The organism is Sphingomonas bacterium (assembly GCF_903642285.1).
GTDB lineage: Bacteria > Pseudomonadota > Alphaproteobacteria > Sphingomonadales > Sphingomonadaceae > Sphingomonas.
In genome coordinates this window covers 35333-56131 of sequence record NZ_CAHJWJ010000001.1, presented here as the reverse complement: position 1 = coordinate 56131, position 20799 = coordinate 35333, and the positions used below count along the sequence as shown (strand labels likewise).

The 20799-nt window shown below is 64.4% G+C and carries 18 protein-coding genes, 1 tRNA gene and 1 pseudogene; 4 read left to right on the top strand and 16 right to left on the bottom strand.

Translation table 11 applies throughout. From position 1 onward, the window contains the following. The 7 genes from HUU99_RS00265 to HUU99_RS00235 form a co-directional block, all read right to left on the bottom strand. Nucleotides 1-543 carry a GNAT family N-acetyltransferase gene (locus tag HUU99_RS00265; RefSeq protein ID WP_174284572.1) on the bottom strand — a complete coding sequence of 181 codons (543 nt, stop codon included), beginning with the start codon at nt 541-543 and terminating at the stop codon, nt 1-3. Between the two features lie 115 nt (nt 544-658). Then, entirely contained in the window at nt 659-1645 is a 987-nt protein-coding gene (gene hemB / locus HUU99_RS00260) for a porphobilinogen synthase (protein WP_174284571.1), read from the bottom strand. A 37-nt stretch (nt 1646-1682) separates the two neighbouring features. Further along, nucleotides 1683-3137: an MATE family efflux transporter gene (locus tag HUU99_RS00255; RefSeq protein ID WP_174284570.1), complete on the bottom strand. Its 1455-nt coding sequence runs from the start codon at nt 3135-3137 to the stop codon at nt 1683-1685. A 227-nt stretch (nt 3138-3364) separates the two neighbouring features. Continuing rightward, entirely contained in the window at nt 3365-6184 is a 2820-nt protein-coding gene (locus HUU99_RS00250) for a valine--tRNA ligase (RefSeq protein WP_174284569.1), read from the bottom strand. A gap of 237 nt (nt 6185-6421) precedes the next feature. After that, complete coding sequence (locus HUU99_RS00245) at nt 6422-6913, bottom strand: DUF2497 domain-containing protein (protein WP_174284568.1); 492 nt, start codon at nt 6911-6913, stop codon at nt 6422-6424. Between the two features lie 36 nt (nt 6914-6949). Further along, on the bottom strand, nt 6950-8488 hold the full coding sequence (locus HUU99_RS00240) for a TolC family outer membrane protein (RefSeq protein WP_174284567.1): 1539 nt from the start codon (nt 8486-8488) through the stop codon (nt 6950-6952). Nucleotides 8489-8490: 2 nt separating this feature from the next. Then, complete coding sequence (locus HUU99_RS00235; RefSeq protein ID WP_174284566.1) at nt 8491-9186, bottom strand: protein-L-isoaspartate O-methyltransferase family protein; 696 nt, start codon at nt 9184-9186, stop codon at nt 8491-8493. A 171-nt stretch (nt 9187-9357) separates the two neighbouring features. On the opposite strand from HUU99_RS00235, the gene HUU99_RS00230 reads away from it, so the two are divergent. The 4 genes from HUU99_RS00230 (at nt 9358) to HUU99_RS00215 (ending at nt 11965) form a co-directional block, all read left to right on the top strand. Further along, nucleotides 9358-9431 (top strand) — tRNA-Cys (locus HUU99_RS00230). 889 nt (nt 9432-10320) lie between these two features. After that, complete coding sequence (locus HUU99_RS00225) at nt 10321-11517, top strand: hypothetical protein (protein ID WP_174284565.1); 1197 nt, start codon at nt 10321-10323, stop codon at nt 11515-11517. 88 nt (nt 11518-11605) lie between these two features. After that, entirely contained in the window at nt 11606-11770 is a 165-nt protein-coding gene (locus HUU99_RS00220; RefSeq protein WP_174284564.1) for a hypothetical protein, read from the top strand. 51 nt (nt 11771-11821) lie between these two features. Beyond that, nucleotides 11822-11965, top strand: a complete 144-nt coding sequence (locus HUU99_RS00215; RefSeq protein ID WP_174284563.1) for a hypothetical protein — start codon at nt 11822-11824, stop codon at nt 11963-11965. 14 nt (nt 11966-11979) lie between these two features. Here the strand turns inward: HUU99_RS00215 and HUU99_RS15440 are convergent, their stop codons facing one another. The 9 genes and pseudogenes from HUU99_RS15440 to HUU99_RS00175 form a co-directional block, all read right to left on the bottom strand. Beyond that, nucleotides 11980-12141, bottom strand: a complete 162-nt coding sequence (locus tag HUU99_RS15440; RefSeq protein ID WP_254602847.1) for a hypothetical protein — start codon at nt 12139-12141, stop codon at nt 11980-11982. 47 nt (nt 12142-12188) lie between these two features. Then, nucleotides 12189-12556, bottom strand: a pseudogene (locus HUU99_RS15435) (transposase); the annotation flags it as partial. A gap of 94 nt (nt 12557-12650) precedes the next feature. Beyond that, nucleotides 12651-13337 (bottom strand): exosortase C-terminal domain/associated protein EpsI, encoded by a 687-nt coding sequence (locus tag HUU99_RS00205; protein WP_174284562.1) that lies wholly within the window; start codon nt 13335-13337, stop codon nt 12651-12653. Beyond that, entirely contained in the window at nt 13334-14242 is a 909-nt protein-coding gene (gene xrtV / locus HUU99_RS00200; RefSeq protein ID WP_174284561.1) for an exosortase V, read from the bottom strand. The genes HUU99_RS00205 and xrtV overlap by 4 nt, the downstream gene beginning before the upstream one ends. Nucleotides 14243-14691: 449 nt before the next feature. Then, a complete protein-coding gene (locus tag HUU99_RS00195) occupies nt 14692-15177 on the bottom strand; it encodes a PilZ domain-containing protein (RefSeq protein WP_174284560.1) in 486 nt (161 codons plus the stop codon). A 420-nt stretch (nt 15178-15597) separates the two neighbouring features. Beyond that, nucleotides 15598-16863: an outer membrane beta-barrel protein gene (locus HUU99_RS00190; protein WP_174284559.1), complete on the bottom strand. Its 1266-nt coding sequence runs from the start codon at nt 16861-16863 to the stop codon at nt 15598-15600. A gap of 65 nt (nt 16864-16928) precedes the next feature. Beyond that, nucleotides 16929-18305 carry an O-antigen ligase family protein gene (locus tag HUU99_RS00185; protein WP_174284558.1) on the bottom strand — a complete coding sequence of 459 codons (1377 nt, stop codon included), beginning with the start codon at nt 18303-18305 and terminating at the stop codon, nt 16929-16931. Nucleotides 18306-18315: 10 nt separating this feature from the next. Then, the gene (locus tag HUU99_RS00180) at nt 18316-19296 is read right to left on the bottom strand and encodes a glycosyltransferase family 2 protein (protein ID WP_174284557.1); all 981 of its coding nucleotides are present in this window, start codon (nt 19294-19296) and stop codon (nt 18316-18318) included. Continuing rightward, nucleotides 19293-20771 carry a glycosyltransferase family 39 protein gene (locus tag HUU99_RS00175; RefSeq protein ID WP_174284556.1) on the bottom strand — a complete coding sequence of 493 codons (1479 nt, stop codon included), beginning with the start codon at nt 20769-20771 and terminating at the stop codon, nt 19293-19295. The genes HUU99_RS00180 and HUU99_RS00175 overlap by 4 nt, the downstream gene beginning before the upstream one ends. Nucleotides 20772-20799: the final 28 nt, after the last annotated feature.

Below are 20799 nucleotides of genomic sequence, written 5' to 3'. Positions count from 1 at the left end.
TTATCGGGGGTGGGGCCGGTCGATGGCGTAGACGATGTGGGCGCTAAGCGGATGGTCGGCGGCGAAGACGGGATGCGCGAAGTCGAGATCGGCATGGCGGGTCATGCCGAGCCGCTCCATGAGGCCCCAGGACGCGGTGTTGGCGGGGACGGTCATGGCGACGATACGCGGCGCATCTAGGTTGGCCCATGCCCAGGCAAGCGTCGTCTCCGCGGCTTCGCGCGCATACCCCTGACCCCAGGCGTCCTCGGACAGGCGCCACCCGATCTCTATTTCACCCTCGATGGCAGGGCAGACGCGATTGGCGATCTTCAAGCCGCAATAGCCGAGGAAGGATCGATCGTTCCTGCGCTCGATCGCCCAGAAGCAGTGACCGTTTGCAGCCTGACACGCGCGTATCCGGGCGATTGCGGCGTCCAGTTGCTCGTCTGTCGATTGTCCACCGAGAAAGCGCGTTACGGCTGACGTATTGCAGGTTTTCAGAAAGATATCGCGGTCCGCGTCGCGCCATTCGCGCAGGATCAGCCTCTCCGTCTCGATCACGGCCGTTCCCCGGCAAAGGCCGGGGCCCAGGCTCGGTGCGCAGCACCGATCGCGCCGGCGTGCGAGTCTTGGATAGGGCACCGGGCCCCGGCCTTCGCCGGGGAACATACCGCCCTCACCCCAGCAACCGCGCGGCATGCGCCGCATGATAGGTCAGCACCCCCGAACACCCCGCGCGCTTGAACGCCAGCAGCGTCTCCAGCACCATGGCGTCACGCTCCGCCGCGCCGGCCGCGACCGCCGCCTCGATCATCGCATATTCGCCCGACACCTGGTAGGCGAACACCGGCACCTCGAACCGCTGCTTCACGCGCACCACGATATCGAGATAGGGCAGCCCGGGCTTCACCATCACGCTGTCCGCGCCCTCGTCCAGGTCCAGCGCGACCTCGCGCAGCGCTTCCTCCGCGTTGGCGGCATCCATCTGATAGGTCTTCTTATCGCCCTTCAGCAGCCCGCGCGTGCCGACCGCGTCGCGAAACGGGCCGTAATAGGCGCTGGCATATTTGGCGGCATAGGACATGATCTGGACGTTCTGGTGCGCATCGGCCTCCAGCGCGTCGCGGATCATGCCGATGCGGCCGTCCATCATGTCGCTGGGCGCGATGATGTCAGCGCCCGCCACCGCCTGGTTCAGCGCCTGCCCGACCAGTATCTCCGCAGTCGCGTCGTTGATTACATAGCCCGCGTCGTCGACCAGCCCGTCATGCCCGTGGCTCGTATAAGGGTCGAGCGCCACATCGGTCAGTACGCCCACCTCGGGCACCGCGTCCTTCAGCGCACGGATCGCGCGGCACATCAGGTTGTCGGGGTTCAGCGCCTCGCGCCCGTCGGCGGTGCGGCGCTCGGCCTGCGTATAGGGGAACAGCGCGACGCACGGAATACCGAGGTCGCGGGCCTCCTGCCCGCGCGCGACGATCCGGTCGACCGACCAGCGCGACACGCCGGGCAGGCTGGCGATCGGTTGCTCGACGTCCTCGCCGTCGCAGACGAACAGCGGCCAGATCATGTCCGCCGGGGTCAGGATCGTCTCGGCATGGAGGCGACGGCTCCAGACGCTCGAACGCGTACGACGCAGGCGGATGGCGGGATAGCTCGACATGCCTGCCGCTCTGCGGGATCGCCGCAGACTGCGCAAGCTATCCGACCGGCATCGGCTTTCCCGTCGCCTGCGCGTCCGCGATCGTCTCCTCCTGCGCCGGTGCCGGCCGGCCGACCAGCTTCAGCTTGCGCCAACCGCCATACCGGTAATAGCCGATCGTCAGCAGCATCGAGGCAAGCGAACCCGCGGGAAAGCTCCACCAGATCGCATCCGCGCCGATGCTCGGCTCGAACGCGGTCGCCAGCCCGAAGCGGACCGGGAACATCGCCACCGCCAGGATGACGAGCGGCCCGACCACCGCGCCGTTCGCGCGCACCGTCGCGGCCAGCACCATCGACACGCCGAAAAGCACGAAGCTCCACCCCGCGATCAGGTTGATCCGCGCCGCGATGTCGATCGCCGCCGGGTCCTGCCCCAGGAACAGCCACAGCACATGCCGGTCGAGCAGCGTCAGGATCGCGAGCAGCGATCCGGTCAGCGCCAGGTTCATGACCAGTCCGGCGCGGGTGATCCGGTCGACCCGGTCCCAGCGCCCGGCCCCGATATTCTGCGCCGCCATCGCGCTGACCGCCGCGCCGACCGCCATCGCTGGCATCTGGATATAGGTCCAGAGCTGGTTCGCCGCGCCGTACGCCGCGGTGGTGACGGTACCGTGCCGGTTGACCAGCCCGATCATCGCCAGCGCCGACGTCGAGACGACCAGCATCTGCAATCCCATCGGGAAACCCTTGACGACGATCGTTCTTAACAGGCCGCGTTCGGGCATGAGATAGCGCAGTTCCTCCCCGCGCAACCGGACCACCAGATCCTTGCCGTAGATATAGCCGACCATCGCGAGCAGCGAGACGCAATTGGCGATGAGCGTCGCGATCGCCGACCCCTCGATCCCGAGCGCGGGGATCGGGCCGATGCCGCGGATCAACACCGGGTTGAGCCCGACATCGATCACCGAGCCGAGCGCCATGAACTTCAGCGGCGTCAGCGAATCGCCGGTGCCCCGAAGAGCCATCGTCAGCAACACCGTCAGGAACCCCGGCGGCATCGCGACGAAGATCACGCGCAGATAGGCGAGCGCGAGCGGATAGACCTCCGCCGGTGTCGCCAGCAGCCGCAGGATCGCCGGTGCGACGAGCCAGCCGATAACGACCGTCAGGACGGAAATCATCGCGAACAGTCCGAGCGACGTCCCGAGCACGCGACGAACCGAATCGACATCGCGCCGCCCCATATTCTGGCCGATCAGGATGGTGGAGGCCATGCCGAACCCGAACACCGCAGCGACCAGCAGGAACATGATGATGTTGGCATTCGTCGTCGCCGCCAGCGCGCGCTCGCCGAGGAATTGACCGATCCACACCGCGTTGATCGACCCGTTTAGCGACTGCAGGATCGACGAACCGAGCGTGGGGAGCGCGAAGGTCAGCAGGGTGCGGCCGATGGGACCGGCGGTGAGGTCGTGCTGGCCGGGTTTGCCTGGAGGTCGTGATGCCATCGTTCGCGTTTTCCCAACCCAGCCGCCACCCCAGCGAAGGCTGGGGTTTCCCCGTTATCGGGTATGCCATTCGCCCGGCATATCCAACCGCATTCCCTACCCTGCGATATGCCCCACCCCAGCGAAGGCCGGGGCCCAGTTGCACCGGTTTTCGTAACGACGGACATCGCGCCGCCAGGACCGTATAGCAACTGGGCCCCGACCTTCGCCGGGGTGGGTAGAGGAGGTCACCCCAACCGCGCCAGCGCCGCCCCCAGCCGCTCCGCCTCGGCCGCCTTGTCCGCATGATCCGCCTTCGCCTTCTCCACCGCCTCCGGCTTCGCGCGCTCGACGAAGCTGGGGTTGCCAAGGCGACCGGCGAGCGCGTCACGCTCCTTCTCCGCCGCGGCGATGCCCTTGGTCAGCCGCGCGCGTTCGGCGTCGAGGTCGATGACGCCTTCCAGCTGAAGCGCGAAAGTCACTTCATCGACAACCACTTGGAGCGTGTTCGATCGACCCAGTGCACGCTGATCGAGGTCGGCGCGTTCAATGCGGGCCAACCGGCTGATCGTCGGCCACTGGCGCGCGATCTTCTGCTGTTGGTCTTCGCTTGCGCCCCCGACGTAGCTTTCCATCTTCAGGCTCGGCGCGATATTCATCTCGGTCCGTGCCGACCGTATCTCGCTTACGACACGGATCAGCCAGTCGATCTCTCGCTCTGCCTCCGGATCGATCGAGCGGGCATCCGCCATCGGCCACTGCGCCACGATCAGGTCGTTCGCGCGCGGGCGGGCGGGATCGGACATCGCATGCCAGAGTTCCTCCGTGATGAACGGCATGAACGGATGCAGCAGCACCAGGATCTGGTCGAGCACCCAGCCGGCAACCGCCTTGGATTCCGCATCGATCTCACCGCGCTCGCCGTCGACCATCGGCGGCTTTATCAACTCCAGATACCAATCGCAGAACCGGCTCCAGACGAACTGGTAGATCGCGTTCGCCGCGCCGTCGAAGCGGTAATCGGCAAGCGCGAGGTCGACCGCCTGCACGGTGCGGATCGTCTCCGCCACGATCCACTTGTTGACCGCCAGCGTCGCGGACGGCGGCTCCAGCGTCGTGCTCGCGCCGATGCCGTTCGCCTGCGCGAAGCGCGCCGCGTTCCAGAGCTTGGTCGCGAAGTTGCGATATCCCTCGACGCGCTTCTCATCCATCTTGATGTCGCGGCCCTGGCTTTCCATCGCCGCCATGAAGAATCTGAGCGCATCCGCGCCGTAACGATCGATCAGCCCGAGCGGATCGACCGTATTGCCCTTGGACTTCGACATCTTCGATCCGTCGCCGGCGCGGACGAGACCGTGGAGATACAAGGTCTTGAACGGGACATCGCCCATGAAGTGCAAGCCCTGCATCATCATCCGCGCATCCCAGAAGAACAGGATGTCGAAGCCGGAGACGAGGACGTCGTTCGGGTAGCGGCCCTCTAAAATCCTCCCCGGCACGGGGAGGGGGACCACCGAAGGCGGTGGAGGGGGGGCGGCGGCGAGCGGTGCACTTTGCGGCCCACCCCCTCCGTCAGCGCTACGCGCTGCCACCTCCCCGTCCCGGGGAGGATTTGAGTCCGGCCACCCCATCGTCGCGAACGGCCACAATGCGCTGGAGAACCACGTATCCAGCACATCCGGGTCCTGCCGCAACACGATCCCCTCGCCCGCCTGCGCCTGTGCTTCGGCTTCGGTCAGCGCAACGAAGATCCGGCCGTCCTCCGCGAACCACGCCGGTATCCGGTGCCCCCACCACAATTGCCGCGACACGCACCAGGGCTGGATATTTTCCATCCAGTTGAAGAACGTCTTCTCCCACGTCTTCGGCACGATCCGGATCGCACCCGACCGCACCGCCGCGATCGCAGGCTTGGCGAGCGTCGCCGCGTCGACATACCATTGGTCGGTCAGCCACGGCTCGATCACCACGCCCGACCGGTCGCCATAGGGCGTCTGGATCGTGCGCGGTTCGGCATCGTGCTCGATCCCGTCCTTGTCGACATGCGGCACCAGAAAACCCTGGTCCTTCAACAGCGCCACGACCCGCTTGCGCGCGTCGGCGGTGGGAAGGCCCAGCAGGTCCGCCGGAATCAGCCCATCCGCGGTCTGCGTCACCTGCGCCTTCGCATCCAGCATGTTGAGCATGTCGCGCGCCTCGATCTCCGCGCGCTTGCCGACCTCGAAATCGTTGAAATCATGGCCGGGGGTTATCTTGACCGCGCCCGAACCCAGCGCTGGATCGGCATGCTCGTCCGCCACGATCGGGATCAGCCGACCGGTGATCGGCAGGCGAACCTGTTTGCCGACCAGCGCGGCATAGCGCTCGTCCGCCGGGTTCACCGCGACCGCCATGTCCGCCAGCATCGTCTCGGGCCGCGTCGTCGCGACCTCGATGAACCCCGATCCGTCCGCCAGCGGATAGCGCAGATGCCAGAACCTACCCTGGACCTCGCGCGTCTCGACCTCCAGATCACTGATCGCGGTGCCGAGACCCGGGTCCCAGTTCACCAGCCTTTTGTCGCGGTACAGCAGCCCTTCGTTATAAAGATCGACGAACACTTTCAGCACCGCCTTGCTGAAGCCCTCGTCCATCGTGAAGCGCTCGTTCGCCCAGTCCATCGAGCAGCCGAGCCGGCGCAGCTGGCGCGTGATCTCGCCGCCGCTCTCCGCCTTCCAGTCCCACACCTTGGCGATGAAATCCTCGCGCGCGAAGTCGGTGCGCTTCTCGCCCTTCGCCGCCATTTGCCGCTCGACCACCATCTGCGTCGCGATGCCGGCATGGTCGGTGCCCACGATCCACAGCGCGTCCTTGCCCTTCAGCCGGGCGTGACGGACGAGGATATCCTGCAACGTGTTGTCGAGCGCATGGCCGATATGCAGCGCGCCGGTGACGTTGGGCGGCGGGTTGACGATCGTCCATGGCTCCGCGCCCGGCCGGTCGGGGTGGAACAGGCCCTGCGCCTCCCAATGCGCGTACCAGCGGCGTTCGATGTCGGCAGGGTCGAATGTCTTGGGAAGTTCCGTCATGCGCGCCGCTGTAGCGAGCGCCTGCGGGGGAGGCCAGCCTTGGAGGTTCTGGCGCCAAGCAGCTGCCGCTACCCCTTCCCTCCCCGGCGGAGGCCGGGGCCCAGTTGCGACACGATGATGGCTAAAGGAAACGCTTCATCGACAAAACCGTAGCACCTAGGCTCGGCCTTCGCCGAGGAGGGGCGCAGTTTCGGTCTCCCGCTTTAGTTCCGCCGGTTGACGGCAATCGGCATCGCGTCAGCCCGCCTGGTCGGTGATCTTCGCGATCTCGCGCGCCACCATCGCCTCGACCATCTCCGGCAGATGCGCGTCGAGCCAGTCGCTCAGCATCGGCCGCAGCATCCCACGCACCAGCCCTTCGAGCGTGCCGTCGCTGTCCGGCTCGGGCTTCACTATCAATCGTGACAGCTGGTCGAGCGCACCGCGGCTGGCGGCGACGGCCTCGCGCGAGACGAGCGATTCGGACGCAGGCTTCGCGGCGGCGGCGGGGGCGGATTTCACCGCAGCGGGTTCGGGCTTCGCGATTGGCATCGGGTCACTCAGTTCGAGGACATGATCGTCGGCATCCTCGTCGTCCGGGATGCGATCCGCGACGGGCTCGGCGCGCGGCGCGGGGGTGCGCGGCGGACGGCGGGTGCGCCCCGGCGCGCCATCGCCCTCCTCGGCGATGATCCGTTTGATCGACGAGAGGATATCCTCCATCGAAGGTTCGACGCTGATTTCCCCCATCGGCGGCACCGTTTCCGTATCGACGCCGGCCTGCCGTCAGTGGTGGCCGGGCGTGTTCGTACCTGTCGTGAGCGGCGCGTTCTTGTCAACCGGCGGCGCGTCGAATTCGGGGTCGAGCGGTGCCGCCACGGTCGCGTTCTGCGCGGGCGTGTCGCGCGTGCTGGGCGCGACGCGCGCCGGTTCGCCGTCGCCGCCGAAATCGCCGAACCGGTTGCGGACACGGTCGTAATTCTTGACCGGATCGTACAGTGATCCGCCGTCCAGCCCCAGGTCCTTGGCCTCCGCATCGCCCATCGCCGCCAGCAGTGCGAAGCCCGCGACATAGGCGTCGCGCCGCGCGGTAACGAGCGTCACCTCGCTGTTCAGCAATTCCTGCTCGGCGTTCAGGATGTCGAGGATCGTTCGGCTGCCGACGCTGTTCTCGGCGCGCACGCCCTCGAGCGACAATTTGTTCGCGGTGACCGCGGTGTCCGACGATGCGATGACCTGTTCGGACGATTGCCACACCGCATAGGCCGACCGCGTGGTCGCGATGACGCTGCGTTCGGTCGAGGTTTCGTTCTCGATCGCCTGGCTGCGCAGCGCCTCGGCCTGGCGGACCTGCGCGGCGGGGCGCCCGGCCTGGAAGATCGGCACCGTCAGCGCGAGACCCGCGGTCGCGGACGTTCCCGACTGGGCGACCTGCACCCCGGTCCCCGCCCCGAGCGAACCCAGGTAGTTATAATAATTGCCCCCGACGACGACGCTCAGCTTGGGCAGCCGGTTCGACTTGGCGACCGAGACGTCGTAGCGCGTGGCGTCGCGCTGCTTCGCCGCCGCCTGCAGATTTGGGTTGTTGTTCAGCGCCTCGCCGACCGCGGCATTGGCCGAGGCGGGCAGCTTGGGCAAGGTCGGCGGAGTCTGCAGGTCGACCGGCGGCGATCCGACGATGCGGATGTAGTTCTCGCGGCTGGTGATCAACTGCGCCTGCGCCGACTGGAACTGCCCGCGGGCGAGCGCGAGCCGCGCCTCCGACTGCGCGACGTCGGTGCGGGTCAGGTCGCCGACCTGGAACCGGTCCTTCGTCGCCTGCAGGTTGACGTCCAGGACCTTCACATTCTGCCGGTTCAGCCCGACGATCGCCTCGTCGCGGATCACGTCCATATAGGCACCGACGGTCGCGGTGAACAAATCGGATTCGGTTCCGCGCAGCGTATCGCGCCCGGCAGCAACGCGCACTTCCGCCGCGCGCACGGAATTATGGACCGCGCCGCCCTGATAGATCGGGACCGATAGCTGGGTCGTGCCGGTCGCCTGACGCTGGGGCGATGTGAAGCTGTTGCTTTCGGCAGCCAGATCGGTGCTCGGCGCGAACAGATTGTTGTTGATGCCGCCCGTCGCATTGACCGCCGGCAGTCCGGCGGAGCGCGCGATCGGGACGTTTTCGTCCAGTGCCCGCTGCGCCGCACGCTGACCGGTGATGGTCGGATTGGTCTGGTACGCCTTGACCAGCGCCTCGCGCAGCGTCTCGGCGGAGGCGGGCGCGGCGATGACGGAGCCTGCCAGCAGCAGGCCGATGATTCCCCCCCGGGCCATCGTCAGAACCGGAAGCCGGCAGGTCGGTCGAACCCGGGCAGGACGACGCAGTCGCAGTCGGCAAACGGCACCAATCCGAAGCCCCCGGCGCTGCGACGACCCGCGGCCAGTCGAGTGATGCCGCGTTCGGACAGCCCCGTCGCGACGCGGCCGCCCGGCCGGACCTGGTGAACGATCGCATCGGGAACATGCGCGATCGCGCCATCGACGATCAGCACGTCGTAAGGCTGGCCGTCGGCCGCGCCCTCGGCCAGCGGTCCCTCGACCAGCGTCACGTTCGATCGGCCGGCCAGTGCCTCCCCCGCCAGCACGCAAAGCGCGGGCAACGATTCGACCGCGACCACCGACGCCACGATTCCCGACAATAGGGCGGCCGTATATCCGCCCGCCGCGCCGATCAGGAGCACGCGGTCGCCCGCCAGCAGATCCGCCGCATTCAACAGCCGCCCGGTCGCCATCGGCAGGTTCGCATGACGCCCCTCCCCCAACGGGATCGACGTGTCGCGATAGGCCTGCCCCCGGACATCCGCCGGCAGGAAACGCTCACGCGGCAGGGTCGCCATCGCGGCGACCACGCGCTGATCCGTCACGGCGTTGGGGCGGAGCTGGCTCACGACCATCTGATGACGCATCGCGATGAAATCGCGGGGTTCGGCGGTGGCGGCGAGATCGCCGCGGTCGATGATATCAGTCGTCATGCCAAACCCTCTCGCACAGCCGTGTTATCGATGCAATACACCAAATCGAGGCATCGCTTCCATCGTGCACCTATGGCGCGGGGCACGTCGGCCAGCCACGACCGATCGTCGTGCCGACCCGGTTGACAGCCGGCGCTCCACCTGCGCATCAGCCGCGTCTACCCTTATCGGGGCCCGATGGCGGAGTGGTGACGCAGAGGACTGCAAATCCTTGCACCCGGGTTCGATTCCCGGTCGGGCCTCCACATGCCTAACCGTTTGCATTAAGACCTACTCAAAGTTGCAAATTGAGTAGTTTTTGATCGTAGGCGCGGCGATGGATTGATATCGCGCTCCGATAGACCTTGGCGGTCTATCCGTTCAGTACGCACTCAGAGTAGGTTACTATGCAAGCAGAGGGTGGTGATCGCGTAAGCTGCACGTAACCATGTCGATTAGTTGCGACTTTGGTTAGGCATAGAACGATTGTGGAAAATATTCCGGGCCCGAAATATCGTAACGTTTAGGGTTTTCTACTCTTCGAATTTGTGAGTTTAATATTTGGAGCCGGGCATTCATCTAGGAGCGCTCCTTGCCGGTTACGACAGATGCAAACCCTGTAGGCCCTTCTACCGATCGGCTGCTGCTGGAACGTGGAGTGCAGCGGGTCTCTATCACGTAAGCATAAGTCTCGGTTGATTGACGCCTTCAAGGTTCGCGCTGCCAACGGGCATACGATAGATGCCGCCCAAGGCCGGCTCTCGAGGCCGAACATTACTTCCCACGGTCCTGGCTGCATCGTGATCAGCGTGTCGACCCCTCTGGTGGTGTCAAGCGAAAGAACCTGCCGGTAGTGTATCAGTTTAAATTTTGACATGGTTCCGGACGTTCCCGTCATCCTATAACGATGCTCCCAGATCCGGAGCTCGGCAATGCCAAAGGGACCACGCGGCGAGAGCCGCCCAACAGACCCAGTGTCGGCCGCTATGATGTCCATGCGAATAGCCACCGGGCAGATCACTGAGAAGGAGGCCACGGTCGAGGTGGCCAGCGCCCGCAAGAAGCGGGCGCCGCGGCCAAGCGTCGTGCTGTCTGGGGAAACGAAGCGGTAGCGCGTCCTGGCGTAGGGATGTCGGCGAACAGCCGGAGCACCCTATGGAACGCCAGCCCGAAGACCTTGTCGCACTCGCCCTCGCTTTCACGCGATGGGCCGCCGAACGCGATCTACTTTCCTACCCATACACTTCCCCGCGGTCCGAGCCGATCGTGCCGCCAGACAACCGCGACGGCGGCGATGGCGTCGAGCGGCATGCCCAGCCGGAGCTTCGCCCAGTCGAGCGATGGCGCGAGGCGTTGCAGGCTGAGTTCAGCGACTCTCTGGAGATGGTCCGGCGCACCTTATTCGAGAAGACGATCGACTTCGTGGGTATCTGCCCCTCGCCACGCGCCCTCGTCATAACCTCGCACCAGAAGCCAACCGCGACCCAGCGCAACGCTCTGCCCAGATGGACGACCAGCCGAGTCCAGGTTCATTTCGAGTTCGCCGCCCGCCCCGAACTGCGCCTCGCAAGCGCCGCGATCAGCCCCGCCCGCACGCAGGTCATGCGCGCGAACCGCTATCCATGCGGAACCTCGATCTCGCTCGCAAACGCAGTGAGCACCGGCACGATGGGCGCTCTCGTCGAAGACGGGGAAGGCCGGATCTACGGCCTCACCTGCAACCATGTCACAGGCATGTGCAACAACACGCCCTTGGGCCTGCAGGTCGTCGCGCCAGGACTCCTGGACGTCCGATCAGGTAGCCTGGACCCCTTCACGCTCGGACGGCACGCTAAGCTCGCGCAGCTGGCGATCGGGCTGCCAGACAACATCGATATCCGCGACAACGTGGACGCGGCGCTGTTCGAGGTTGTCGACCGCAAGCTCGTCACCTCCATGCAGCAGAGCCACTATGACACGCCGACCATCATCGCCCCGTTCTCGACCGAGATGACGGTAGAGAAGGTCGGCCGCTCGACCGGCAAGACGAACGGCAGGATGGTCGGCTGGTCACCGAACATCGCGCCGGCTCCGGCGAGCGTCGGCAGCTTCAAGGGCACGATCTACTTTGAGAAGGTGCTGTTGGCCGTCAGCCGAGGTCGACCGTTCGCCGAGCTGGGAGATTACGGGTCGCTGGTGGTGACCGAGGAGAGGAAGGGGAAAAGGCACGCCATCGGCATCGTCTACGCCGTCTCCTCGGATCGGGTCCTGACCTACGTCGCGCCGATCGACGAGGTCCTGAAGCAATTGAAGGTCAAGCTGGTGGGAGGCCACAATGTCGCGAGCGCGCCTAAACCGCCGGGGGTTCCGTAGGCCCCCGCGGATCAACTTCGACCTTCCTGGAGGCGTCCTCGACCCGAACGACGAGCACGCCGCCAATCGTCTCCGCAACACCATCGAATTGGCGCCCAACGAAACCTATATCGTCATCTACTCCGCCAACCGCGAGGTCTGGTTCGTCCTCCAGGTCACGCCCGACTACAAGGGTCCCGTTCCGGAACTGCCCGAGATCTTCGAGGGTCGCCGCGTGTTCTCCGAACCGGTAGGACACATGATCCTCGCCTGACCGCCAGCTCCGCTTCCAGCCATGAACCAGCTCTCGATCGAAAAGCGCGCGATGATCCTGACGATGCTCGTCGAGGGCGTCAGCATGCGCTCGTCGTCGAGGATCGCCGGCGTCAGCATCAACACCATCGTGAAGCTGCTGACCGAAGCCGGAGCCAGGCCCAGGCTAGGCCCGCCGCATCAGGCAGGCGCTTGACGAGCATGCGCAGGTCAAAGGACGCGTTGTGCGCGCAGACGAACTTGGCTTAGCCCAGCAGCCGCATCGCCTCGCCGTCGTCGATCGCTTTCTCCCACCAGCTCGGCGTAGGTAAGCACGAGAAGCTTCTTCGGATCGACGCCCTTGTCGAGCAGTTGAACGACCCGCCCGGTCAGCGTCTGGGTCTTTTCAGTGCCGGGACCCGCCTCGAACAGATAGGGACTGTCTTGCCGAGCGAGGAGGCATATTGTGGCGCAACACGACTGAGTGCTGCCCCTTCTTCGGCAACGCCGTGTCGTCGATGACGAGGAAGCCAGCCCGATCACCGACCAGGCGATCTGCCTCCTTCAGCAAGGCCGCCTCGAGCGGAGCGCTGTCCCACACCCCGGCGGCAACAAAATGATGAAGCTGGTCATAGCCGACATCGCCAGCCCGCGCGGCCATCGGTTGAACGCTCTTGCGGTCTCCCGGACCGATCAGACCGGCAATGTACAGCGGGCACATCCGCCGCCGCGCTGGATGCGATAGCCCCATCAGAAACGGCTCAAGCCATCGCTCCAGATCGACCCGCCAGCCCTCGTCCACCACCATCGCCGTCGACCCGTCAGCCTACACTGACACACCAGGATGAACGACGATTCGAGCCGGTTCCTTCAACTTGCCAAAGTAGTGCTAGAACGCCCGTTCAGGTTTGCCCGATCAGGATTTGGCGACCCATCGGCGTGGCGGTCGCGATCATGCTTCGCGCGAAGTTGGTGATCGCGAGATCGGAATTCGCAATATTCTCGCCAATCGTCGAGATCCGGATCAGTGCGCCGTCCGGGACGATCCCGCGCAAGACGCTGTTGAAGATCGCACTATATTCATGCGCCGTATCGAGCGGAAAGCTGTCAGCGATGCGGGTCCAGTAAACGAGCCGCTCTGTCCGGCTGTCACGCCAGGCGGTAAAACGACGCGCCTGCACGACGCTGCCTGCGCGAAAACCGAAATCGGTTTCTTCGAAGTCGCCGATGTGAAAGCCCTGCCCCGGATAGCACGTCTCCGGTCGATGCAGCTGGAGGCTCCCCCCCTGCGTGCTGCCATAGGCGATCAAAAGCATGATCGTCGGCAAACCGGGCGCCGAATAGACGCGGGTCAGAAGCTGATCGTAACCGTCGCTCTGGTCGACTTCCGAATTGGTGACGACGATGCCGACGGCCGAACTATTTTGCCACGGGCCGATCTGCTTCGAGATCAACGTCCCCAGCTTCCGGCGCGCGAGCCGATGCTCGGCGTGCCGCGGCATGACCGCGTACGCCGTGGCGCTCGTCGCCATCATCGCCGCCCCGGCCAGCAAGGACCGCCGCGTCAGGGTAGGGCTTCGCGTCGTCATGCCTGCACTCCCGAACGGCCGTTGACGAGCGTCGGCCAGTAGCGCTCGGCAAGGACATCGAACGCCATCGTCCCGGCGAGCGCCACCACAAACATCGTGATGCCAGCAAATTGATGCAGGAACCCCTGCGCTGCGTCATTGCCCAGGAAATAGGTGATCAGGACCAGCAACATCACCCGGCACAGGTTGGCGAGGATCGCCATGGCCACGATGACGCCCGCCAGCACGACCATGTACATCACATTGTCCTTGTGCCGGATATAGGCATAGAACAGCCCGATCGCGCTAAGGCTGATGATCGAATTCAGGCCGCTGCAGGCTGCCTTCACCTCGAGCGTGTATTGGCCGATATAGATCAGCAATCCCTCCTGCGCGACGGGCAGGCCGAATTTCGCGAGTATTATCACCGCGAAGGCCGACAACTGCAAGCGCAGCGGTTGCGTGGCGATGGCGACCAGGCTGCCCGGCGGCGGTAGCACGAACAGGAAATAGGCGATGGCGAACCACGCCTGGCGCATGCCGCGCCACCCGACCATCAGATACAGCGTCGCGACCAGCGCACCATATAGCGACAGGCTTTCGAGGACGATGCTGCCGACCACCCGCGTGGCGATGTAGCTCAGCAATGTCATGGCAAGGACGATGCCGCCGATCAGCGCCGATCCCGGCTCGGCAGCCGCGCGAATGGCGGGCCAGCGACGCGCGAACAACCAGATCGCGATCGCCAGCACGATGGGTCCGTGCGCGCCCTGCTCGGTCGACCAGGAAACGTCGGCGATGCCGCGCAACGTCGGTACGATCAGCACCGCCATGCCGATGGCAACGGGAAAGACGAATCCTAAGGCACGCCAATCGCGCGCCGAGCCTTTCGCGGGTTCGGCCGTTACCGTCGTCTGATAGGTCATACGCGACACTCTCAATGAACTGCCGGAAATGCGCTGGCATGGCGGACATACGATCGACCGGTCGTCGACCGGCCGCGCGTCTTTAGCAGAGCATCGAGCGGAAGAATACTGCGCACCCGCGGCCTCTGTCGGTCAGCTGTGCCGCGCATCTAAAGATCGCGCACGCGTTGCTTGTGGTTATGCGCGACGCGCACTTTTCCGCAGCGCCGACAGCGCGAAACGACCGTACCGGGCCGCGCCGACGCCGGTCGCGTCCGCCACCGGTGAAGGCCCAAAGTGCAAATCCCCAACATACCGCGCAGGCTAACCGCATTTGGTTATCACCAAGTTGACGATCCCGACGAAAGCGGATGCATGGGTAGATTAAAGGTGTGATGACGGCAGGTAATTGTCAGCAGACTGGGATTGCCGGCGAAGTCATCGCTCGGTCGCGCAGCCGCGTCGTCGCATCAGCGGATCAGGGTGGCACCAATCTGGGCCAGCGCCGCCCAGCACAGGGCGGTCCCACCAAGCAGGATCGAGAGGCGCACGGTGCCCGGCCACTTCTCTTCACGCTCGGCGATCACCGTCGATCCGTATCGCACGGGGAAGGAAACGGCGAGAACGGTGGGGGAATTGAAGGCCGACTGAAGCAGGGCGTCGGTGAGCGGTCGTTCGAACTCGCAGCCATGCTGGTCATCATTGACGCGCACGACCCGCGCCTGTGCCATCCCGCCGCCGGCCAGGCCGACGAAGATCGTCGATCCGACGCGGAGCCCGTCGTCCGATCGAAAGCGAAAACCGCTCGAGGACAGGTCCTCGACGACGACGTCGCGCGGGAACAAATCGTCGGCGCGAACCGTACTCGGCTTGTCGATCGTGATCCGATCCGCACCGAACCGGCGGTCGTCCGTCACGAGCGACTGGTCTCCGACATTGATCTTTGCGTTTAGCATTTTGTTCCCCGACGAATGCAGGTTACCAATGCCGGGTTAACAAAAGGTTTGGGAAATAGCCGGCAGCCGCCGGACCGGAACGGAAAGCCACAGCATCCGTTTAGTAAATCGAGACTGTCGAACACCCGAGGCGAGGATATGATGACGCTGACAGCCAGATATTCGGTGAGGCCGCGAAAAGGCAACGCCTTTGCGAGCCGCCCGCATTTCCAAATCTCGCGCAGGAACGACGGCGCTGGCCGGAGGCGTCGCAGGCCGATCCGGCATTACTCGCCCTATACCGGCCTTGTCGTCGCAATTGCCTTGTCCGGCATCGTATGGGCCGTAATCGCAGCGCTGATTTGGTAACGCCAAAGGTGGCGTTTTTCAAAGGTTGATGGTCGCAACCGCTCGAAGCGGAGGCAGACATCTATCTGTCAACTACAGCGCAACCCGAAACCCGATGCTCCCGGTAACGGCGTTGTAGCGCAAGATCTCGGCGTCTGAAGATCGGCCCGCATAATTCACGTTCGCCGTCAACGAATAGCGCCGATTGATGAGGTACCGGGCACCGGTTCCGACCGAATATTCATTGCCGCCGACCCCGATGCCATTGGGACGAAAGCTGCCATAGGTGGCACTGCCCGACAAGATTACATAGCGATACAATTCGTGATCGACGTTGAAGTAGAAATCGCTTCTAGTGTAGCCGGCAAGTTGCGGAGAACTCGTATCCTGAATGGAACGACTGGCACGAAACCGCAGCGACGTGATCGGTGTCACGTTCCACAACACGTCAACGCTGTACGACAAACCCCCGAAATTACTGAGCTGTGGGTCATCATAGGAACGGCTTAGATAACCCACCTCGACGTGGCCCAGGATGAGGTGGGTCAGTTCCAACGTAACGCCGGCATCGATGTTGAAGCCCGTCGAGTCGCGATTAATGCTATTGTTCGGGATAAAGCCTGCGCTGCCCGGCCCGAAATTATAGTGCTCGTCATTATACTGCCCGCTGACGATCAGACCGATGCCGTTGCGAAGCGCGTATTGCGCACTGCCGCTGGCGGTCAATTCGCGAACATCGCGGTAGCTCTGATCAACGGGCGTCCCGTCGAACAATTTGGTGTTGTTGTAATTTCGGTATTCGGCCGAAAAATCCCCGCCGATCGTCAGGTCGGTAAAGCTGTGCGAGGCACCGACTCCGGCATGGTAGATCTCGAACTTCACCGGTTCGGCCGCATCCTGGAACGTGCCGAGGCTGGCGCGGCTCTCGACGAACCGGCCGGCCGAGCCGTTCACCCTGAACTGCGTGTCGTGACTGACGTCGAACGAGTCGTTCGCCGACGCGCCATATTGCGTCGAATCGTCGCCGGACAACGAAGCGTGCACGCTTTGGTTGACGAAGACATGCCCCTCGAACTGCTGCCTGGCCAGATCGCTGCGCACGAGCAGATCGGGTTGAACGTACAGATAAGCATCGCCGCGCTGATCCGTATCAGTCGCGAGATAATTGTTAGTCGCGGCCGCGGTCGCCGTCACCGTGGGATACAGGATGAAGGCACCAACGCGCGAGCCGACCGGATCATAATCCGGACGCGCGCGATCGGCGACTCCCTGGCCAGAGACCAACGACTGCGCTTCGGCCGCCGTCGGGATCAGGCCAAGCAAGACCAAGCCCATGTGCAGCAATCGCTTCTTGTTCATCCGGTGCCCCCCAAACTACGCTTTCATAGACCGGATTGATTGCCGGTGCATAGGTGTCAGGCGCATCAGCCCAGCATTCTCCTTGACGGCCTTCCCCTCGGGATGCCCGCCGACCAGCGTTCCTTGCGGGGACGGATCGGATCGTCGGCGACATAGGCCCGAACACGCTCGCCGGATACGGGCTCGGACTGGCCCAGGCGCGCCGGCAGCGCATAGAGAATGGTCGCCAGCCAGACGAGCGTGACGACGCTGAAGGGCGATACCAGACCTTCTTCCACATAGGTCCGGACATAGTTAACCAGCGTGATCGAGATCAGGCAGGCCAGTGCCGTGCTGGGGGCGATGACCTGTCGACTGAGCGCGCCCAGCATCACGGCGACGCAGCTCCCGGCCAATATCACAACACCGACGATGCCCAGGTCCACGCGCATGCCGACGAAAGCATTATGGAAATTGAATCCGCCACGCGCAGCGATACCGCCCCACCGCCAAAGGCCCTCCGCGTCGATATTGCCCTGCCGCCAGAAAGCGAAATACCCGTGCCCGAGTATCGGACTGCCCGCGGACAGGCGATCGGCAAAGTCCCAGAGATAGGTCCGCCCCGTGAGCGTCGCGTCCTTGTTGAGCACCGTGGTCCTGAAGTCGGTGATCGCCGCGCTGATGTCGCTCAGGAAGAAGCTGGCACCCAGGATAAGCAGGAGCGTGATGACGACGAGCGCGATCCGCAGAGGCGGTTTCATCGCTGCCAAAAGCGCCAGCGGCGGAAAGGCGATCATCATCAGTACCAGGCACGACGTCGTTCCGCCGGATTGCGCGAGGTAACAGACGAGCAGCGCATACACCGCCGCGAGCGGTGCGATCAGTCGAGCAGGCCAAGGCTGGAGCCGGTCGAAAATGATCGCCGGCGACAGCGCGAACAGCAGGAAACCGAACAGGCCAACCTGATTCTTGCTGCCCCATGACGCCGTCAGCGGATATTTGGTGGCGATGCACTGCGGGATGTTGGGCGCGACGGTGGCGGAGATTAGCAGCATGGCGACGAAAAGGCACAGAATGAACCGTTCGGGGCGCATATTGCGGCAGATGACGATCCCCGCCCCGATCGTCAGCAACAGCTCGAGGCCGGAGCGCATCGACCGCTGCGGCGCTTCGGACCAGATCGTCGAGAGGATCGCCAGGACGGGAAGCAGGAACAGCGGCGAAAAACGGAGGAGTTCGCGCATGCTGGGCAGCGGTCGCAGCATCAGGACAAGGCTGGTACTCCCAAAAAAGGCGAGCACGCCGATCGGGCCGACGATATTGATGAACGGAAGTGCGAGCGTGGCGACGCACGCCAACCCTTCTGCCGATACGGAGATCGGCAGGCGGACGAGCTTGACCTGAAAATTTCTTGGCGCGGGGGCGAAGTCGGTTCGCTTGCTTGCAAGTGTGTCACGGCTCATGCGTTACCTCTCAACCCCGCCAGGTCGCTCGACCGGTGTTTCGAACCGTCCGGGCGGCATTCACCAGCGTTTGTGCAACGGCAACTCCCAATACTCTATAAAGGTCGTTGATGCCGCCCTTCGGTATAATGAAGCCCGGATACAGCGACCATAGCCATTCGAGTGCCGCCCGTCCCTCACGCCGGTCATGCCCCGCGATGCGCAGCGCCAGTGGCCAGATGTTGTTCGCCATCGCCGCTCGGCGCCGATCGGTCAGCAAACCCGCCTCGGTCAGACGCGCGGCAATCTGCCGGTACATCTGCAGTTCCTGCCAATGGGTGACGATCGCCACCGATCCCGACCGGAACTGCGTACGAGGCTGGAGATGATGGCGATGCAACAGGGTCGGCTGGTTCCACACCGCGACCGACGGCTCCTTTACCGCGCATTCCACGACCATCATCCGGTCATCCCGGAACGCAAATTCCGGCCGATGACGGATATCGTTCAGGAACTGCCGCCTGAAGAGGTACGCGGAGTAATGGGAGCTGTCGCATTCCCCCAGCTGCTGCGCCAGGAAATCGCCGCAATCTTCCCAGGCATGCAGAACCCGGTTTCCCGAAGCGACGTACTCCGCCAGATAACCCGCAACGCAGATGTCGGACCCGGTCGACAATGCATAAGCGAGCTGGTCTCTCGCACTGTCCGTGATCAGGGCATCGTCCGAATCGAGGAACCTGACATATTCTCCCGATGCACGGGCAAAGCCCGCATTGGCGGCGGCGGGTTTGCCCTGATTGACCTGATGCAGGGAAATGACATCGGGCCGGCTCTGCAGCCACGCCCATGTTCCGTCCGTGCTGCCATCGTCGACGACAATGATCTCGATACTGTCGCCGCTCGGACAGGACGAGATCGTCTCCGGCAGGCTCCAGAGCCGATTATAGGTCGGGATGATGATCGAGACGTCCATGTCTAGCCCCGCGTGACCATGCCCGTCGGACGATCTCACCGCACGCGCCACAATGTCGCTCCGATATTATCGGCATGGCCATACCCGATGACGATGGGCCGCGCCAATGCGGTAGGCGGCGGCATCGCCATCGGATCGGCCGCCATCCACCGTATCGCCACGATCGACCCGCGCCGCTTTAGGATATCGGCCGCCTCGTGCTTGCCGACCATGCCGGGCACCGAAAAGCCCGACGCCCAGGTGTCGATCGACGGCGATCGGACGCCAATGATGCGAAGGGAGCAGCCGGGCGGCCGGCAATACCGACGCAGCGCCAGCGTGGGCCCGATGCCTTGCGTCAGCACCGTCATGCCGGGATATTGGCGATCGAGTGACTCGGCGATATCCTGCCAGGGCTCGGTCTCGCGTGCCGGAAACCAGGTGGCCCAACCCGCTACGCTCGCCACGACCGCGATGCCGGCGGCACCGATTGCCACGCCGCGGGGCTGCAATCGTGCAATGCCGGCTGCGACCGTGACGAGAAAGGGCGCGCTCGCCCAATAGACGGTTCGATCGAGAAACATCGGCACCTTGATGCTCGCGGCATAGAGAAGGACCGGCAGGCCGACCGCCAGGAACGGCAGCAGCAGATAGTCCGGCCGGTCACGCCACTGCCAGGTACCCCATGCCGCAGCAGCAGTCGCGAGCACTGCTACGAGGTACTGCGCCGGGCCAATCTGCCATGGCAGAAAGGATTCGAGCGTCATCCGGATCGCATAGGGTAGCGATGGCGTCGCGATCCAGCCGATCGTCGATCGTGTCTCCGCCTGCAGGATCGTGATCCGTACCCACCACGCAGCGGCGAGCAGCAGCAGCGCGTTGGTCGCGATCCATTCCTCCACCGGACGCACGGCGCGCGACGCGGGAAGGACCAGCCGCGCCAGGACGAAAACGCCCGTCAGCGCCGGCAACAGCAACAAAGTCGTGTGCGAATAGATCGCGACCGCGGCACCGCCGAGGTAGAGCGCGAGCCCCCCTGCGCGGCGGCCATCCCCGGTCGGCCGATGCACTGCGTCGAGAAACACGATCGCCCCAGTGATCGCGGCCACCGCTCCCGCATCGGCAAGGATATAGGCGCGCACCTGCTGGCTGTAGAGGATGTTCTGCGCGGACAGCGCGACCAGCGCGGCGGCGATGGTCCCCGTCCAGGCACCGCCGACCCGTCGGCCCAGCGCGAAGACGAGGAGAATATCGAGGCAACCGATCAGCGCCGTCAACAACCGCAGATGACCATCACCGTTGCCGACCGCCATCATCCATCCGTGAAGCACGGTGTAATAGAGCGGCGGATTGGTTTCGCGGATCATCCAGTCCGACCAGAGCAGGCGGACAGGAACCTTGGCGAATTCGACCGATGCGACTTCGTCATTCCACAACGAATAATGCAGCCCCGTCAGCCGCAGGGCGGCGGCCACGAAGATCACCAGTCCCAGCGCGATCCGCACGCGCCACCGCTCGCGCCGCACGTCGCTCACCCGGCTACTCCCGCAATCCGGCCCGCAG

Bases quoted from the DNA above. Each gene is read 5' to 3' on its own strand.
- hemB (WP_174284571.1), bottom strand. From the start codon at position 1,645: ATGTCGAGCTATCCCGCCATCCGCCTGCGTCGTACGCGTTCGAGCGTC.
- HUU99_RS00255 (WP_174284570.1), bottom strand. From the start codon at position 3,137: ATGGCATCACGACCTCCAGGCAAACCCGGCCAGCACGACCTCACCGCC.
- HUU99_RS00250 (WP_174284569.1), bottom strand. From the start codon at position 6,184: ATGACGGAACTTCCCAAGACATTCGACCCTGCCGACATCGAACGCCGC.
- HUU99_RS00245 (WP_174284568.1), bottom strand. From the start codon at position 6,913: ATGGGGGAAATCAGCGTCGAACCTTCGATGGAGGATATCCTCTCGTCG.
- HUU99_RS00240 (WP_174284567.1), bottom strand. From the start codon at position 8,488: ATGGCCCGGGGGGGAATCATCGGCCTGCTGCTGGCAGGCTCCGTCATC.
- HUU99_RS00235 (WP_174284566.1), bottom strand. From the start codon at position 9,186: ATGACGACTGATATCATCGACCGCGGCGATCTCGCCGCCACCGCCGAA.
- HUU99_RS00225 (WP_174284565.1), top strand. From the start codon at position 10,321: ATGGAACGCCAGCCCGAAGACCTTGTCGCACTCGCCCTCGCTTTCACG.
- HUU99_RS00215 (WP_174284563.1), top strand. From the start codon at position 11,822: ATGATCCTGACGATGCTCGTCGAGGGCGTCAGCATGCGCTCGTCGTCG.
- HUU99_RS00205 (WP_174284562.1), bottom strand. From the start codon at position 13,337: ATGACGACGCGAAGCCCTACCCTGACGCGGCGGTCCTTGCTGGCCGGG.
- xrtV (WP_174284561.1), bottom strand. From the start codon at position 14,242: ATGACCTATCAGACGACGGTAACGGCCGAACCCGCGAAAGGCTCGGCG.
- HUU99_RS00195 (WP_174284560.1), bottom strand. From the start codon at position 15,177: ATGCTAAACGCAAAGATCAATGTCGGAGACCAGTCGCTCGTGACGGAC.
- HUU99_RS00190 (WP_174284559.1), bottom strand. From the start codon at position 16,863: ATGAACAAGAAGCGATTGCTGCACATGGGCTTGGTCTTGCTTGGCCTG.
- HUU99_RS00185 (WP_174284558.1), bottom strand. From the start codon at position 18,305: ATGAGCCGTGACACACTTGCAAGCAAGCGAACCGACTTCGCCCCCGCG.